Origin of the sequence: Citrobacter sp. Cpo015, from assembly GCF_030333035.1 — a bacterium.
Classification (GTDB): Bacteria; Pseudomonadota; Gammaproteobacteria; order Enterobacterales; family Enterobacteriaceae; genus Citrobacter; species Citrobacter portucalensis.
Genome location: NZ_JAOWGS010000023.1, coordinates 65,113 through 79,896, shown reverse-complemented (window position 1 = coordinate 79,896; position 14,784 = coordinate 65,113). Strand labels below are relative to the sequence as shown.

General features: G+C 53.8%; 12 protein-coding genes. 4 read left to right on the top strand and 8 right to left on the bottom strand.

What is annotated here, in order from left to right:
- Positions 1-15 precede the first annotated feature (15 nt).
- From kefF to folA, 3 genes are all read left to right on the top strand, one after another.
- Positions 16-546: a glutathione-regulated potassium-efflux system oxidoreductase KefF gene (gene kefF / locus OGY67_RS07490; protein WP_003829618.1), complete on the top strand. Its 531-nt coding sequence runs from the start codon at positions 16-18 to the stop codon at positions 544-546.
- Positions 539-2,401 (top strand): glutathione-regulated potassium-efflux system protein KefC, encoded by a 1,863-nt coding sequence (gene kefC, locus OGY67_RS07485; RefSeq protein ID WP_003829616.1) that lies wholly within the window; start codon positions 539-541, stop codon positions 2,399-2,401. Before kefF ends, kefC begins: the two co-directional genes overlap by 8 nt.
- Before the next feature lie 198 nt (positions 2,402-2,599).
- Positions 2,600-3,079 (top strand): type 3 dihydrofolate reductase, encoded by a 480-nt coding sequence (gene folA / locus OGY67_RS07480; protein WP_003018873.1) that lies wholly within the window; start codon positions 2,600-2,602, stop codon positions 3,077-3,079.
- A gap of 90 nt (positions 3,080-3,169) precedes the next feature.
- Here the strand turns inward: folA and apaH are convergent, their stop codons facing one another.
- The 6 genes from apaH to lptD are packed head-to-tail and all read right to left on the bottom strand — an operon-like array spanning position 3,170 to position 9,915.
- A complete protein-coding gene (gene apaH / locus OGY67_RS07475) occupies positions 3,170-4,018 on the bottom strand; it encodes a bis(5'-nucleosyl)-tetraphosphatase (symmetrical) ApaH (protein WP_003829612.1) in 849 nt (282 codons plus the stop codon).
- A 10-nt stretch (positions 4,019-4,028) separates the two neighbouring features.
- Entirely contained in the window at positions 4,029-4,406 is a 378-nt protein-coding gene (gene apaG / locus OGY67_RS07470) for a Co2+/Mg2+ efflux facilitator ApaG/CorD (protein WP_003018867.1), read from the bottom strand.
- Between the two features lie 2 nt (positions 4,407-4,408).
- Entirely contained in the window at positions 4,409-5,230 is an 822-nt protein-coding gene (gene rsmA, locus OGY67_RS07465; protein WP_003829609.1) for a 16S rRNA (adenine(1518)-N(6)/adenine(1519)-N(6))-dimethyltransferase RsmA, read from the bottom strand.
- Positions 5,223-6,215, bottom strand: a complete 993-nt coding sequence (pdxA, locus tag OGY67_RS07460; protein ID WP_008786171.1) for a 4-hydroxythreonine-4-phosphate dehydrogenase PdxA — start codon at positions 6,213-6,215, stop codon at positions 5,223-5,225. The genes rsmA and pdxA overlap by 8 nt, the downstream gene beginning before the upstream one ends.
- Entirely contained in the window at positions 6,215-7,501 is a 1,287-nt protein-coding gene (gene surA / locus OGY67_RS07455) for a peptidylprolyl isomerase SurA (RefSeq protein ID WP_032942346.1), read from the bottom strand. The genes pdxA and surA overlap by 1 nt, the downstream gene beginning before the upstream one ends.
- A gap of 53 nt (positions 7,502-7,554) precedes the next feature.
- Positions 7,555-9,915 carry an LPS assembly protein LptD gene (lptD, locus tag OGY67_RS07450; protein WP_137377563.1) on the bottom strand — a complete coding sequence of 787 codons (2,361 nt, stop codon included), beginning with the start codon at positions 9,913-9,915 and terminating at the stop codon, positions 7,555-7,557.
- Positions 9,916-10,294: 379 nt separating this feature from the next.
- Here lptD and djlA point away from each other — a divergent pair, with 379 nt between their 5' ends.
- The gene (gene djlA / locus OGY67_RS07445; protein ID WP_008786173.1) at positions 10,295-11,110 is read left to right on the top strand and encodes a co-chaperone DjlA; all 816 of its coding nucleotides are present in this window, start codon (positions 10,295-10,297) and stop codon (positions 11,108-11,110) included.
- A gap of 95 nt (positions 11,111-11,205) precedes the next feature.
- Here djlA and rluA read toward each other — a convergent pair whose 3' ends face one another.
- Together rluA and rapA are read right to left on the bottom strand one after the other, a co-directional pair.
- Positions 11,206-11,865, bottom strand: coding sequence for a bifunctional tRNA pseudouridine(32) synthase/23S rRNA pseudouridine(746) synthase RluA (gene rluA, locus OGY67_RS07440; protein WP_003018849.1), 660 nt, complete (start codon positions 11,863-11,865; stop codon positions 11,206-11,208).
- Between the two features lie 11 nt (positions 11,866-11,876).
- Positions 11,877-14,783: an RNA polymerase-associated protein RapA gene (gene rapA / locus OGY67_RS07435; RefSeq protein WP_048236149.1), complete on the bottom strand. Its 2,907-nt coding sequence runs from the start codon at positions 14,781-14,783 to the stop codon at positions 11,877-11,879.
- Position 14,784: the final 1 nt, after the last annotated feature.

Genomic DNA, 14,784 nt, shown 5'->3' with positions numbered 1-14,784 from the left:
TGAAACAGGCTAATCATGATCCTCATCATTTATGCGCATCCCTATCCGCAGCACTCGCATGCGAATAAGCGGATGCTTGAACAGGCAAGGACGCTGGAGGGCGTGGAGATCCGCTCGCTCTACCAGCTCTACCCCGACTTCAATATCGATATTGCCGCTGAACAGGATGCGCTGGCACGCGCTGATTTGATCATCTGGCAGCATCCGATGCAGTGGTACAGCACACCTCCATTACTCAAGCTGTGGATGGATAAAGTCCTTTCGCACGGCTGGGCGTATGGTCATGGCGGTACTGCGCTGCACGGTAAACATCTGCTGTGGGCGGTGACGACCGGCGGCGGTGAAAACCACTTCGATATTGGCTCCCATCCCGGATTTGATGTGCTTTCTCAACCCTTACAGGCGACGGCACTTTATTGTGGCCTCAAATGGCTACCGCCGTTTGCGATGCACTGTACGTTTATCTGTGATGATGAAACCCTGCAAGCGCAGGCGCGTCACTACAAACAGCGTCTGATGGAATGGCAGGAGGCACACCATGGATAGCCATACGCTGATACAGGCGCTGATTTATCTCGGATCGGCGGCACTGATTGTCCCCATCGCCGTACGGCTGGGACTCGGGTCGGTACTGGGGTATCTCATCGCCGGGTGCATTATCGGCCCATGGGGCCTGAGGCTGGTGACGGACGCCGAATCCATCCTGCATTTTGCGGAGATCGGTGTGGTGCTGATGCTGTTTGTCATTGGTCTGGAGCTGGATCCGCAACGTTTGTGGAAACTGCGAGCTTCGGTGTTCGGCGGCGGCGCATTGCAAATGGTGGTCTGCGGAGGCCTGATTGGTGTGTTCTGTATGTTCCTCGGCCTGCGCTGGCAGGTAGCGGAGCTGATCGGCATGACGCTGGCACTTTCCTCTACGGCCATCGCTATGCAGGCAATGAATGAACGCAACCTGATGGTTTCGCAAATGGGCCGCAGCGCGTTTGCCGTGCTGCTGTTCCAGGACATCGCTGCTATTCCACTGGTGGCGATGATCCCATTATTGGCAGCGAGTGGCGCATCAACAACGCTTGGGGCGTTTGCATTGTCTGCCCTTAAGGTAGCGGGCGCACTGGTGCTGGTGGTGCTGTTAGGTCGTTATGTCACACGTCCTGCCTTGCGTTTTGTCGCCCGTTCGGGCCTGCGGGAAGTGTTCAGTGCCGTTGCGCTGTTCCTCGTGTTTGGCTTCGGTCTGCTGTTGGAAGAGGTTGGATTGTCGATGGCGATGGGGGCATTCCTGGCCGGGGTGCTGCTGGCAAGCTCTGAGTATCGCCACGCGTTGGAAAGCGACATTGAGCCATTTAAAGGACTGCTGCTGGGGCTGTTCTTCATCGGTGTAGGGATGTCTATCGACTTTGGTACGCTGATTGATAATCCCTTGCGCATTATCATTCTACTGGTCGGTTTCCTGGTTATCAAAACCGTCATGCTGTGGTTGATAGCGAAACCGTTGCAGGTGCCGAACAAGCAGCGTCGCTGGTTTGCCGTATTATTAGGGCAGGGCAGTGAGTTTGCCTTTGTGGTGTTTGGCGCGGCGCAAATGGCAAATGTGCTCGATCCTGACTGGGCGAAATCGCTGACGCTGGCGGTGGCGTTGTCGATGGCGGCTACGCCGATTTTACTGGTGATTCTGACGCGTCTGGAAAAATCGGCGACTGAGGAAGAGCGCGAAGCCGATGAAATCGATGAGGAACAACCTAGGGTGATCATCGCCGGGTTTGGGCGATTTGGCCAGATAACCGGTCGTTTGCTGTTGTCGAGCGGGGTCAAAATGGTGGTTCTTGATCATGACCCGGATCATATCGAAACGCTGCGTAAATTCGGGATGAAGGTTTTCTATGGCGACGCGACCCGGATGGATCTGCTGGAGTCTGCCGGGGCGGCGAAAGCTGAAGTCATTATTAATGCCATTGACGATCCGCAAACCAGTCTGCAATTAACCGAAATGGTGAAAGAGCATTTCCCGCATCTGCAAATTATTGCTCGTGCGCGCGACGTGGATCATTACATCCGCCTGCGCCAGGCGGGCGTGGATATGCCGGAACGTGAAACCTTTGAAGGTGCACTGAAGACCGGACGTCTGGCGCTGGAAGGTCTCGGGCTAGGGCGCTATGAGGCACGTGAGCGGGCTGACGTATTCCGCCGATTCAATACCATGATGGTAGAGGAGATGGTGAAAGGGGAAAATGACGCGACTTCCCGCGCGGCCGTTTATAAACGCACCAGCGCAATGCTGAGTGAAATTATTGCGGAAGATCGTCAGCACTTATCGTTAATTCAACGCCATGGCTGGCAAGGCACGGATGAAGGTAAGCATACGGGCGACGTCGCCGATGAGCCGGAAGTGAAACCGTCAGCATAGGGTAAAAAATGTGATGTTCTGCAAACTTTACTGCTAATTGGCTGTTTTTGAACTACTGTAATGCTGGCGTACCACCTTAAATAGGTCGGTTCGCCAGCAGAACGGAAAATTTTCCTGTTCATCCTCTTTCCGCCAGTCGACGAAAGATTGCGCTTTCCGTATAGTGGCGACAATTTTTTTGTATCCGGGAAATATTCAATGATCAGTCTGATTGCGGCGTTAGCGGTAGATCGCGTCATCGGTATGGAGAACGCCATGCCGTGGAACCTCCCTGCCGATCTCGCCTGGTTTAAACGTAATACCTTAAACAAGCCGGTTGTCATGGGACGCCACACCTGGGAATCCATCGGGCGACCGTTACCTGGGCGTAAAAATATCGTCATCAGCAGTAAGCCTGGCACCGACGATCGCGTGCAGTGGGTGAAGTCTGTGGATGAAGCAATTGCGGCCTGCGGCGATGAACCTGAAATTATGGTAATTGGCGGTGGGCGTGTGTATGAGCAGTTCCTGCCAAAAGCACAGAAACTGTATCTGACGCACATTGATGCGGAAGTGGAAGGGGATACGCATTTCCCGGACTACGAACCGGATGACTGGGAATCGGTGTTCAGTGAATTCCACGATGCCGACGCGCAAAACTCTCACAGCTACTGCTTCGAGATTCTGGAACGTCGTTAATACTGTAAGTGCCGGATGGCGGCGAAACGCCTTATCATCCAGCTAATGTAGGCCGGATAAGGTGCGAGCACCGCATCCGGCAAACGACTATCAGGCGTTGACCGCTTCGCCAGGATCCAGATTCAGATGGCGATTTGACGGCTGCACGAAGTACTGTTTGTCTTCCCAGCGCAGACAGGTGAGATCGCCTCCCCAGCAACACCCCGTATCCAGCGCGTAAATACCTTCTGGCGTGCCTTTACCCTCCAGCGATGCCCAGTGCCCGAATGCAATGCTGTATGCTTCACTGACAGGTCCAGGAATGGCAAACCACGGCTTCAGCGGGGCAGGTGCGTCTTCTGGTGACTCTTTGCTGTACATATCCAACTGACCGTTAGGGAAGCAGTAACGCATGCGGGTAAAGGCGTTGGTAATAAAACGCAGGCGCGCCAGCCCGGTCAGTTCCGGGGTCCAGTTATTGGGCATGTCGCCGTACATCGCATCAAGGAAGAAGGGATACGAGTCGCTCGACAGCACGGCTTCAACATCGCGAGCACAGTCTTTTGCCGTCTGCAGGTCCCACTGTGGGGTGATACCGGCATGCGCCATCACCAGCTTCTTCTCTTCATCTACCTGCAACAGCGGTTGACGGCGGAGCCAGTTAAGTAATTCGTCGGCATCCGGTGCTTCGAGCAGCGATGTGACCCTGTCTTTAGGTTTATTACGACTGATACCAGCAAATACGGCCAGCAGGTGTAAATCGTGATTACCCAATACTAACCGCACGCTGTCGCCCAGTGATTTCACGTAGCGCAAAACGTCCAGCGAGCCCGGTCCACGAGCGACCAGATCGCCGGTGAGCCATAGGGTGTCTTTTTCGGAATTAAAGTCTACCTGATGCAGCAAGGCTACCAGTTCATCGTAACAACCGTGAACGTCGCCAATAAGGTATGTCGCCATAATTATTGTTTTAATGAATGAGTGTTGGAACGGCGAGTCGGAATACGGGAATATCGATGGTAAAGGCGATGCCTTGTTCATCGATCATTTCGTAATGACCCTGCATGGTGCCCAGCGGCGTTTCAATCACCGCACCGCTGGTGTACTGGTACTCTTCGCCGGGTTCGATGTGGGGCTGGACGCCAACCACGCCTTCACCCTGAACTTCGGTTTCGCGGCCATGACCATTAGTGATCAACCAATAACGCCCCAACAGCTGCACAGGCGCTCGCCCCAAATTGCGGATAGTTACGGTGTAAGCAAAAACGTAACGTTCATCATCAGGTGAGGATTGCGCCTCAATGTAGACGCTTTGTACCTGAATGCACACTCGGGGCGAATTGATCATGTTTAACTCTCCTTCGATGGCGCGTTTTCTGACAGATAGTTAGCCATCCGGCAGTATTGCGCGACAGAGATATTTTCCGCTCGCATCGCCGGATCAATGCCCAGCTCTGTCAGTACTTCAACGCTAAACAGGTTGCCGAGACTGTTACGTACCGTTTTACGGCGCTGATTAAACGCTTCGGTGGTAATACGGCTCAGCACACGAACATCTTTAACCGGGTACGGCATCGTCGTATGAGGCACCAGACGCACAACGGCTGAATCAACTTTAGGCGCTGGCGTAAATGCGGAAGGCGGTACTTCAAGTACCGGGATCACATTGCAGTAATACTGCGCCATGACGCTTAATCGACCATACGCTTTACTGTTTGGCCCTGCAACCAGACGATTCACCACCTCTTTTTGCAACATGAAATGCATGTCGGCAATGGCATCAGTATAGGAAAAAAGATGGAACATGAGCGGCGTGGAGATGTTGTACGGCAGGTTGCCGAATACGCGCAGCGGCTGTCCCATCGTTTGTGCCAGTTCGCCGAAGTTCATGGTCATGGCATCTTGCTGATAAATCGTCAGCTTAGGCCCTAAAAACGGGTGTGTCTGTAGGCGTGCTGCCAGATCGCGGTCGAGTTCAATGACCGTGAGCTTGTCCAGACGTTCGCCTACTGGTTCGGTCAATGCCGCCAGGCCTGGGCCGATTTCGACCATAGCCTGACCTTTCTGCGGGTTGATAGCAGAGACAATACTTTCGATCACAAACTGATCGTTGAGGAAGTTCTGCCCGAAACGTTTACGGGCTAAATGGCCCTGATGGACTCGATTATTCATTGGTATTAACAATCATTTTGATGGCGAGATTAAGCGCCGTAATAAAACTGCCGACATCTGCTTGTCCACGGCCCGCGAGTTCAAGTGCGGTGCCGTGATCGACGGATGTGCGAATAAAGGGCAGGCCCAGCGTGATATTCACACCGCGACCAAATCCCTGGTATTTTAGCACGGGGAGACCCTGATCGTGGTACATTGCCAGCACGGCATCCGCGTGGTCGAGATATTTGGGCTGAAACAGCGTATCTGCGGGCAGCGGACCGTTTAATTTCATTCCCTGCGCACGCAGTTCATCGAGTACCGGAATGATGGTATCTATCTCTTCCGTTCCCATATGACCGCCTTCACCAGCATGCGGGTTAAGACCGCATACCAGAATATGCGGATCGGCAATGCCGAACTTGGTGCGTAAATCATGATGCAAAATGCCGATCACTTCCTGAAGCAGGGCGGGCGTAATGGCGTCGGCAACGGCTCTGAGCGGCAAATGCGTGGTTGCCAGGGCAACGCGCAGCTCTTCGGTCGCCAGCATCATAACAACTTTCTTTGCCTGTGAGCGCTCTTCAAAAAACTCGGTATGTCCGGTAAACGGGACGCCAGCGTCATTGATAACGCCCTTGTGAACCGGGCCGGTGATCAGCGCCGCAAACTCACCTTGCAGACAGCCATCGCAGGCGCGAGCCAGCGTATCCACCACATATTGCCCGTTTTCTACCGCCAACTGACCCGCGACAACAGGTGCCCGCAGCGCAATCGGTAACAGCGTCAATGTGCCTGCTGATTGCGGTTTGGCTGGGGTATCTGGAGAGTAGGGGAGGAGTGAAAGCGGTAAACCGAGCATCGCTGCCCGGTCATTGAGGAGTGCTGCATCCGCACAGACAACAAGTTCTACAGGCCAATCGCGCTGGGCGAGCTGAACCACCAGGTCCGGGCCAATCCCGGCGGGTTCGCCGGGAGTGATAACAACGCGTTGAGCACGAGTCATTAGTTGCTCAGAACTTTAACGTAAGCGCTGGCGCGCTGTTCCTGCATCCAGGTTGCTGCTTCTTCCGAGAATTTACGGTTCATCAGCATACGGTAAGCTCTGTCTTTCTGCGCTGCGTCAGTTTTATCAACGTTACGCGTATCCAGCAGTTCGATCAGATGCCAACCGAAAGAGGAGTGCACCGGGGCGCTCATCTGGCCTTTGTTAAGTTTGGTCAGCGCATCGCGGAAAGCAGGGTCGAAAATATCCGCAGCAGCCCAGCCCAGATCGCCGCCCTGGTTGGCAGAGCCTGGATCCTGAGAAAACTCTTTAGCGGCTGCCGCGAAGGTAGTTTTACCGCTCTTAATATCTGCCGCGATTTGTTCCAGCTTCAGACGCGCCTGCTGATCGGTCATGATCGGCGACGGCTTAAGCAGAATGTGGCGAGCATGAACTTCAGTCACGGAGATGCTCTGGCTTTGGCCACGCATATCGTTGACTTTCAGGATGTGGAAGCCGACACCGGAACGAATTGGGCCAATGATATCGCCTTTTTTCGCAGTGCTTAACGCCTGGGCAAAGATACCCGGCAGCTCCTGAATACGTCCCCAACCCATCTGACCGCCTTTCAGCGCCTGCTGGTCAGCGGAATAAGTAATAGCCAGTTTGCCGAAATCACTACCGTTACGCGCTTCATCAACAACCGAGCGCGCCTGGCTTTCAGCCGCGTTAACCTGGTCGGACGTTGGGTTTTCTGGTAATGGGATCAGAATGTGGCTCAGGTTCAGCTCGGTGCTGGCATCGTTTTGGTTGCCTACCTGCTGCGCCAGGGCATCTACTTCCTGAGGCAGGATGGTGATGCGACGGCGAACTTCGTTGTTACGCACTTCGGAGATGGTCATCTCTTTGCGGATCTGGCTACGATAGGTTGAATAGCTTAAGCCATCCTGTGCCAGGCGGCTGCGCATCTGATCCAGCGTCATGTTGTTCTGCTTGGCGATGTTGGCAATAGCCTGATCCAACTGCTCGTCAGAGATTTTCACCCCCATCTTCTGACCCATTTGCAGGAGGATTTGATCCATGATCAAACGTTCCAGGATCTGATGACGCAGCGTAGCGTCATCCGGTAATTGCTGACCTGCCTGACCTGCATTCAGTTTTACTGACTGCATTAAGCCATCGACGTCGCTTTCCAGAACGACGCCGTTATTGACGACGGCTGCAACTTTATCGACTACCTGTGGGGCAGCGAAACTGGTATTCGCGATCATGGCGATACCGAGAAGCAGCGTTTTCCAGTTCTTCATACTTTTTCCATTTCAATTAACCGCAATGCGGATTACGTTGTAAATCAATCAGATCATAAAGAGCTTTGATACGGCAAAATGTTCGAACGCAGCATTTGGTTGGTGCCGAGACCGTAGTTGGAGCTCAGACCGCGCAGTTCGATATTAAAGCCGATCGTGTTGTCATAAATCGCGTGTTGCTGTTTGTCATCCCAACCGTTCAGCTTACGCTCGTAGCCGAAGCGAATGGCGTAACAGCAGGAGTTGTACTGTAAGCCCAGCATTGAATCTGCTTCTTTGTTCACGTTGGTATCGAAGTAGTAAGCGCCAACAATCGACCAACGCTCAGCAATTGGGAAGCTTGCCACCGCGCCCACCTGCGAAATCCCGTTTTTATACTGATCTGCCGTAGAGTAGTAAGACGGTAGAGTCGCCTGGATATATTCCGGGCTGGCGTAACGGTAATTCAACTGCAGCATCCGGTTTTCATCGCGACGGTATTCGATACTGCTGCTGCTGTTGGCGATACTATCCAGACGCGTGTCGTACTGGATCCCACTGCGTAAACCCCAGCGATCGGAGATACGCCAGTAGGTGTCGCCCGCCCATACCAGTGAACCCGTTTTGTCGTCATTCTCCCATTTAATGTTGTCATCGCCGGTGCGAGACTCGGTGAAATAGTAGATTTGACCCACAGAAATATTAAAACGTTCAACGGCAGCGTCATCATAAACGCGAGATGTGACCCCGGTCGTCACCTGGTTGGCAGAAGCAATACGGTCCAGACCGCCATAAGTACGGTCACGGAACAGGCCGCTGTAGTCAGATTGCAGCAAGGATGAGTCATAGTTATAGATATGACTCTGGTCGCGATACGGTACGTACAGGTACTGCGCGCGTGGCTCCAGCGTCTGGGTATAGCCCGGTGCCAGCATTTGCATGTCGCGCTCGAATACCATTTTGCCGTCAACTTTAAACTGCGGCATGACGCGGTTGGCTGACTCGTCGAGCTTGTTAACGTTACTCGGGTTGTTGTTGTACCAATCCAGATTGGTCTGCTGATAGTGTGTCGCCAGCAGCTTCGCTTCGGTATTGATACTGCCCCAGTTATTCGACAACGGCAGATTGATCGTCGGTTCCAGGTGAACACGCGTTGCTTCCGGCATGTTGTCATTGGTATTGACGAAATGGACCGCCTGGCCATAAATACGGGTATCAAACGGACCAACGTCGTTTTGGTAGTAGTTGACGTCTAACTGCGGCTGAGCAGAGTAGCTATTACTGTTTTGTGCGTCGAAGACCTGGAACTGCTTGGTCGATACCGTAGCGTCAAAGTTTTGTACCGCGTAGCCGACGCTGAATTTCTGCGTGGCGTAGCCGTCGGTACTGGAACCGTATTTATTATCGAAATCGTTAAAGTAGCTGGTGTCGCTGACCTTGGTGTAGTCGACGTTGAAACGCCACACCTGGTCCAGTACACCGGCGTGCTGCCAGTAGAACAGCCAGCGGCGTGAATTGTCATCCTTCGGATGTTCGTCCTCGTACACTTTATCGGAATTCAGATAGTCGAACTCCATCAAGCCCGCACCCGCCTGGGTGAGGTAGCGGAATTCGTTCTCCCACATGATCCCGCCACGACGGTGCATATAATGTGGCGTGATAGTGGCGTCCATATTGGGCGCAATGTTCCAGTAATACGGGAGGTAGAACTCAAAATAGTTATTGGTGGAATATTTTGCGTTCGGGATCAGGAAACCGGAACGGCGTTTATCGCCGACGGGTAACTGTAAATAAGGACTATAAAAGACCGGAACCGGACCCAGTTTAAAACGGGCGTTCCAGATCTCCGCGACCTGTTCTTCACGGTCGTGGATAACTTCGCTACCGACGACGCTCCAGGTATCGGAACCTGGCAGACAGGAGGTAAAGCTACCGTTTTCCAGAATGGTATAACGGTTTTCCCCACGCTGTTTCATCAGGTCGGCTTTCCCGCGCCCCTGACGGCCCACCATCTGGTAATCACCTTCCCAGATGTTGGTATCTTTGGTATTCAGATTGGACCAGCCCTTCGGTCCCTTCAGAATAACCTGATTGTCGTCATAATGGACATTGCCCAACGCATCGACGGTACGTACTGGCTCCGGCTGGCCTTCAGCCTGTTTCTGATGAAGCTGTACTTCGTCGGCCTGCAGGCGGCTGTTACCCTGTGCGATATCCACGTTGCCGGTAAACACCGCGTCATCGGGATAATTCCCTTTTGCGTTGTCGGCATTGATGGTGACGGGTAACTCATTAGTCTCGCCCTGTACCAGAGGACGGTCATAGCTCGGCACGCCCAGCATACACTGTGAGGCGAGATCGGCTGCCAGGCCCTGATGGCTATAGAGGGCGCTGGCAATCATGGTGGCCAGAAGAGTGGGAATACGTTTTTTCATACGTTGTATTTATTGTTCCATCATCAGTAGCGTCGCGCGTGACAAACGGTCACAGCCTAACTTATCTCATCTTCACTTCGCTAGTATTAATCCTGCCCATTTTATACCCGCCACCTTTCAAGCAGCATCTTCGTTGTCTTCCTCGTTCACCCCCGTCGCTTACATGGGTAAGCTCCAGGGGACTCACTACGTTGCCGCCTTGCTGCAACTCGAAATCCAACGGGTATAGCGTTTGTGGTGTTAGGCACGGCATTGAATGACAGGTATGATAATGCAAATTATAGGCGATGTCCCACAATTGACCGCAGCCGTAAATCGGTAAAAGCACCTTATATTGTGGGACATAGCCTGGCTGAGAGCGGAAAGATTTGGGGAGTCTATGCAGTATTGGGGAAAGATAATTGGTGTAGCCGTGGCCTTAATGATGGGCGGCGGCTTCTGGGGTGTGGTTCTGGGGCTGTTAGTTGGCCACATGTTCGACAAAGCCCGCATGCGCAAAATGGCGTGGTTTGCCAACCAACGTGAACGCCAGGCGCTGTTTTTTGCCACCACTTTTGAGGTGATGGGACATCTGACCAAATCCAAAGGTCGCGTCACGGAAGCCGATATACATATCGCCAGCCAGTTGATGGATCGGATGAATTTGCACGGTGACTCGCGAACGGCTGCACAACATGCCTTCCGGGTAGGAAAATCGGATAATTACCCATTACGTGAAAAGATGCGTCAGTTTCGCAGCGTCTGTTTTGGTCGATTCGATCTGATCCGCATGTTTCTGGAGATTCAGATCCAGGCGGCATTTGCCGATGGGTCGTTGCATCCTAACGAACGTGAAGTGCTGTATGTGATTGCTGAAGAGTTGGGGATCTCACGCACCCAATTTGATCAGTTCCTGCGCATGATGCAGGGCGGCGCACAGTTTGGCGGCGGATATCAGCAGCAGTCTGGCGGCGGTGGTTGGCAGCAGGCGCAACGCGGCCCGACGCTGGAAGACGCCTGTAATGTGCTGGGTGTGAAAACGACCGACGATGCGACCACCATCAAGCGCGCTTACCGTAAGCTGATGAGCGAGCACCATCCGGACAAACTGGTTGCGAAAGGTCTGCCGCCAGAGATGATGGAAATGGCGAAGCAAAAAGCGCAGGAAATCCAAAAAGCTTACGAGCTGATTAAGGATCAAAAAGGATTCAAGTGATTGAATTGCCGGATGCGGCTAGCGCCTTATCCGGCCTACATTCATTAACGTAGGCCGGGCAAGCGAAGCGCCCCCGGCATAAATTGGCTCAGAATTTAAAAATCTGCCGGGACTTTAAACGTCATACTGTTGCCGTATTCGGGATGCGTGATGGTTAACATCTCTGCATGCAGCAACAGGCGCGGCGCTAACGCCAGAGCTTCCGGCGGAGCATAGAAGCGGTCGCCCAGGATAGGATGCCCTAAAGCCAGCATATGCACACGCAGCTGGTGGGAGCGTCCGGTAATGGGTTTGAGCACGACCCGGGCGGTGTTATCCGCCGCGAACTCCACAACTTCATACTCGGTCTGCGCCGATTTCCCGGTCTCATAACACACTTTTTGCTTTGGCCTGTTCGGCCAGTCGCAAATCAGCGGTAAATCAACCAGACCCTCGGCCGGAGCAGGATGCCCCCAGACGCGTGCGACATACTGTTTTTTCGGTTCGCGCTCGCGAAACTGGCGTTTTAGCTCGCGCTCTGCCGCTTTGGTTAGCGCGACTACAATCACGCCGCTGGTTGCCATATCCAGACGATGCACGGATTCAGCCTGCGGATAATCGCGCTGAATACGCGTCATCACGCTGTCTTTGTGCTCATCCAGACGACCTGGCACAGACAACAAGCCGCTCGGCTTGTTGACCACCATAATGTGCTCATCCTGATACAGGATGACCAGCCAGGGTTCCTGCGGCGGATTGTAGTTTTCCATCCCCATGTATGGCTCCGTTACTGGTGCGTCACGACGATCAAGCGCAGGGCATCGAGACGCCAGCCCGCCTGATCCAGGCTTTCCATCACCTGCTGACGGTTGCTTTCAATTGCGCTAAGTTCGTCATCACGGATGTTCGGGTTAACGGCACGCAGCGCTTCGAGACGGGAAAGTTCTGCCGTCAGCTTCTCGTCAGCTTCTTTACGCGCTGCGTCGATCAGCGCACGGGCTGATTTTTCCACCTGCGCTTCACCGAGTTGCAGAATGGCATGAACATCCTGCTGCACGGCGTTGACCAGTTTGCTGCCGGTGTGGCGGTTAACGGCGCTGAGCTGACGGTTAAAGGTTTCGAACTCAACCTGTGCAGCAAGGTTATTGCCGTTTTTATCCAGCAGCATGCGTACCGGCGTTGGTGGCAGGAAGCGGTTTAGCTGCAGTTGTTTCGGCGCTTGCGCTTCAACAACATAGACCAGCTCAACCAGCAGTGTGCCAACAGGTAATGCTTTGTTTTTCAACAACGAAATAGTGCTGCTTCCGGTGTCGCCGGAGAGGATCAGATCCAGACCATTGCGGATCAGCGGATGCTCCCAGGTAATGAACTGGGCATCTTCACGCGACAGGGCGACATCGCGCTCGAACGTAATGGTGCAGCCATCTTCCGGCAGCCCAGGGAAATCCGGCACCAGCATATGATCGGACGGCGTCAGTACGATCAAATTGTCGCCACGGTCATCCTGATTAATACCGACGATATCAAACAGGTTCATGGCGAAGGCGATCAGGCTGGTATCGTCGTCCTGTTCTTCAATACTTTCAGCCAACGCCAGTGCTTTTTCGCCGCCGTTAGAGTGGATCTCCAGCAGGCGATCGCGACCTTGCTCCAGCTGTGCTTTCAGCGCGTCATGCTGTTCGCGGCAGGTTTTGATCAGATCGTCAAAGCCCTCGGTATTTTCTGGTTCAGCCAGGTAGCCGATCAGATTGTTATAGACCGTGTCATAGATAGTACGGCCGGTCGGACAGGTGTGTTCGAACGCATCCAGACCTTCGTGGTACCAGCGCACCAGCACGGATTGCGCGGTTTTTTCCAGGTACGGAACGTGAATCTGAATATCATGCGCCTGACCAATACGGTCAAGACGGCCAATACGCTGTTCCAGCAGGTCCGGGTTGAACGGCAGGTCAAACATCACCAGATTGCTGGCGAACTGGAAGTTACGCCCTTCGGAGCCGATTTCAGAGCACAGCATTACCTGGGCGCCGCTATCTTCTTCGCTAAACCAGGCCGCGGCGCGGTCACGTTCAATGATCGACATCCCTTCATGGAATACGGCGGCGCGGATACCTTCGCGTTCGCGCAGAACCTGTTCCAGCTGAAGCGCGGTAGTGGCTTTCGCGCAGATAACCAGCACTTTTTGCGAGCGGTGGCTGGTCAGGTAGCCCATCAGCCATTCCACGCGCGGGTCAAAGTTCCACCAGGTGCCGGTGTCGCCTTCGAATTCCTGATAAATCTGTTCCGGGTAGAGCATGTCGCGCGCCCGGTCTTCTGCACTTTTACGCGCGCCCATAATGCCGGAGACTTTAATCGCCGTCTGGTATTGGGTCGGCAGCGGCAGCTTGATGGTATGCAGCTCGCGTTTCGGGAAGCCTTTTACACCGTTACGGGTGTTACGGAACAGCACACGGCTGGTGCCATGGCGGTCCATCAGCATCGAAACCAGCTCCTGACGCGCGCTCTGGGCGTCTTCGCTGTCGCTGTTTGCCGCCTGCAATAGCGGCTCAATGTCCTGCTCGCCAATCATGTCGCCTAACATGTTCAGCTCATTGTTACTCAGCTTGTTACCAGCCAGCAGCATGGCGACGGCGTCGGCGACCGGACGATAATTTTTTTGCTCTTCAACAAACTGGGCGAAATCATGGAAACGGCTCGGGTCCAGCAGGCGCAGGCGTGCAAAGTGACTTTCCATGCCCAGCTGCTCCGGTGTAGCGGTTAGCAGCAGGATGCCCGGCACACGTTCTGCCAGCTGTTCAATGGCCATATATTCGCGGCTGGGCGCGTCTTCGCTCCACACAAGGTGATGGGCTTCATCGACAATCAGCAGATCCCACTCGGCGTCACACAGGTGCTCCAGACGTTGTTTATTACGACGGGCAAAGTCCAGCGAGCAGATGACCAGTTGTTCGGTTTCAAACGGGTTGTAGGCGTCGTGCTGCGCTTCTGCATAACGCTCATCATCAAACAGTGCAAAACGCAGGTTGAAGCGGCGCAGCATTTCGACCAGCCACTGGTGCTGTAATGTCTCCGGGACGATGATCAGCACGCGCTCTGCGGCACCGGACAGCAGTTGTTGATGCAGGATCATCCCGGCTTCAATGGTTTTACCTAAACCCACTTCATCTGCCAGTAAAACGCGAGGGGCATGACGACGGCCAACATCATGGGCAATGTTCAGCTGGTGAGGAATCAGGCTGGTACGTTGACCACGCAACCCACTCCACGGCATACGGTATTGTTCGCTCTGAAATTTACGTGCGCGATAGCGCAGAGCAAAGCGATCCATGCGGTCAATCTGGCCAGCAAACAGGCGATCTTGTGGTTTGCTGAATACCAGTTTGCTGTCGAGCAGTACTTCACGCAGCATGACACCGGTTTCTTCGGTATCCAGGCGGGTTCCGATATAGGCAAGCAGGCCGTTTTCTTCTTTTACTTCATCGACATGCAGCTGCCAGCCTTCATGGCTTGTTATCGTATCGCCAGGATTGAACATCACGCGGGTCACGGGGGAATCACTGCGCGCATACAGACGGTTTTCGCCCGTCGATGAGAAAAGTAAAGTGACGGTTCGCGCATCCATGGCGACAACAGTACCAAGTCCCAATTCGCTTTCTGTATCGCTGATCCAGCGTTGACCAAGTGTAAAAGGCATA

Bases quoted from the DNA above. Each gene is read 5' to 3' on its own strand.
- kefC (WP_003829616.1), top strand. From the start codon at position 539: ATGGATAGCCATACGCTGATACAGGCGCTGATTTATCTCGGATCGGCG.
- rapA (WP_048236149.1), bottom strand. From the start codon at position 14,783: ATGCCTTTTACACTTGGTCAACGCTGGATCAGCGATACAGAAAGCGAA.
- djlA (WP_008786173.1), top strand. From the start codon at position 10,295: ATGCAGTATTGGGGAAAGATAATTGGTGTAGCCGTGGCCTTAATGATG.
- rsmA (WP_003829609.1), bottom strand. From the start codon at position 5,230: ATGAATAATCGAGTCCATCAGGGCCATTTAGCCCGTAAACGTTTCGGG.
- lptD (WP_137377563.1), bottom strand. From the start codon at position 9,915: ATGAAAAAACGTATTCCCACTCTTCTGGCCACCATGATTGCCAGCGCC.
- rluA (WP_003018849.1), bottom strand. From the start codon at position 11,865: ATGGGGATGGAAAACTACAATCCGCCGCAGGAACCCTGGCTGGTCATC.
- pdxA (WP_008786171.1), bottom strand. From the start codon at position 6,215: ATGACTCGTGCTCAACGCGTTGTTATCACTCCCGGCGAACCCGCCGGG.
- apaH (WP_003829612.1), bottom strand. From the start codon at position 4,018: ATGGCGACATACCTTATTGGCGACGTTCACGGTTGTTACGATGAACTG.
- apaG (WP_003018867.1), bottom strand. From the start codon at position 4,406: ATGATCAATTCGCCCCGAGTGTGCATTCAGGTACAAAGCGTCTACATT.
- surA (WP_032942346.1), bottom strand. From the start codon at position 7,501: ATGAAGAACTGGAAAACGCTGCTTCTCGGTATCGCCATGATCGCGAAT.
- kefF (WP_003829618.1), top strand. From the start codon at position 16: ATGATCCTCATCATTTATGCGCATCCCTATCCGCAGCACTCGCATGCG.
- folA (WP_003018873.1), top strand. From the start codon at position 2,600: ATGATCAGTCTGATTGCGGCGTTAGCGGTAGATCGCGTCATCGGTATG.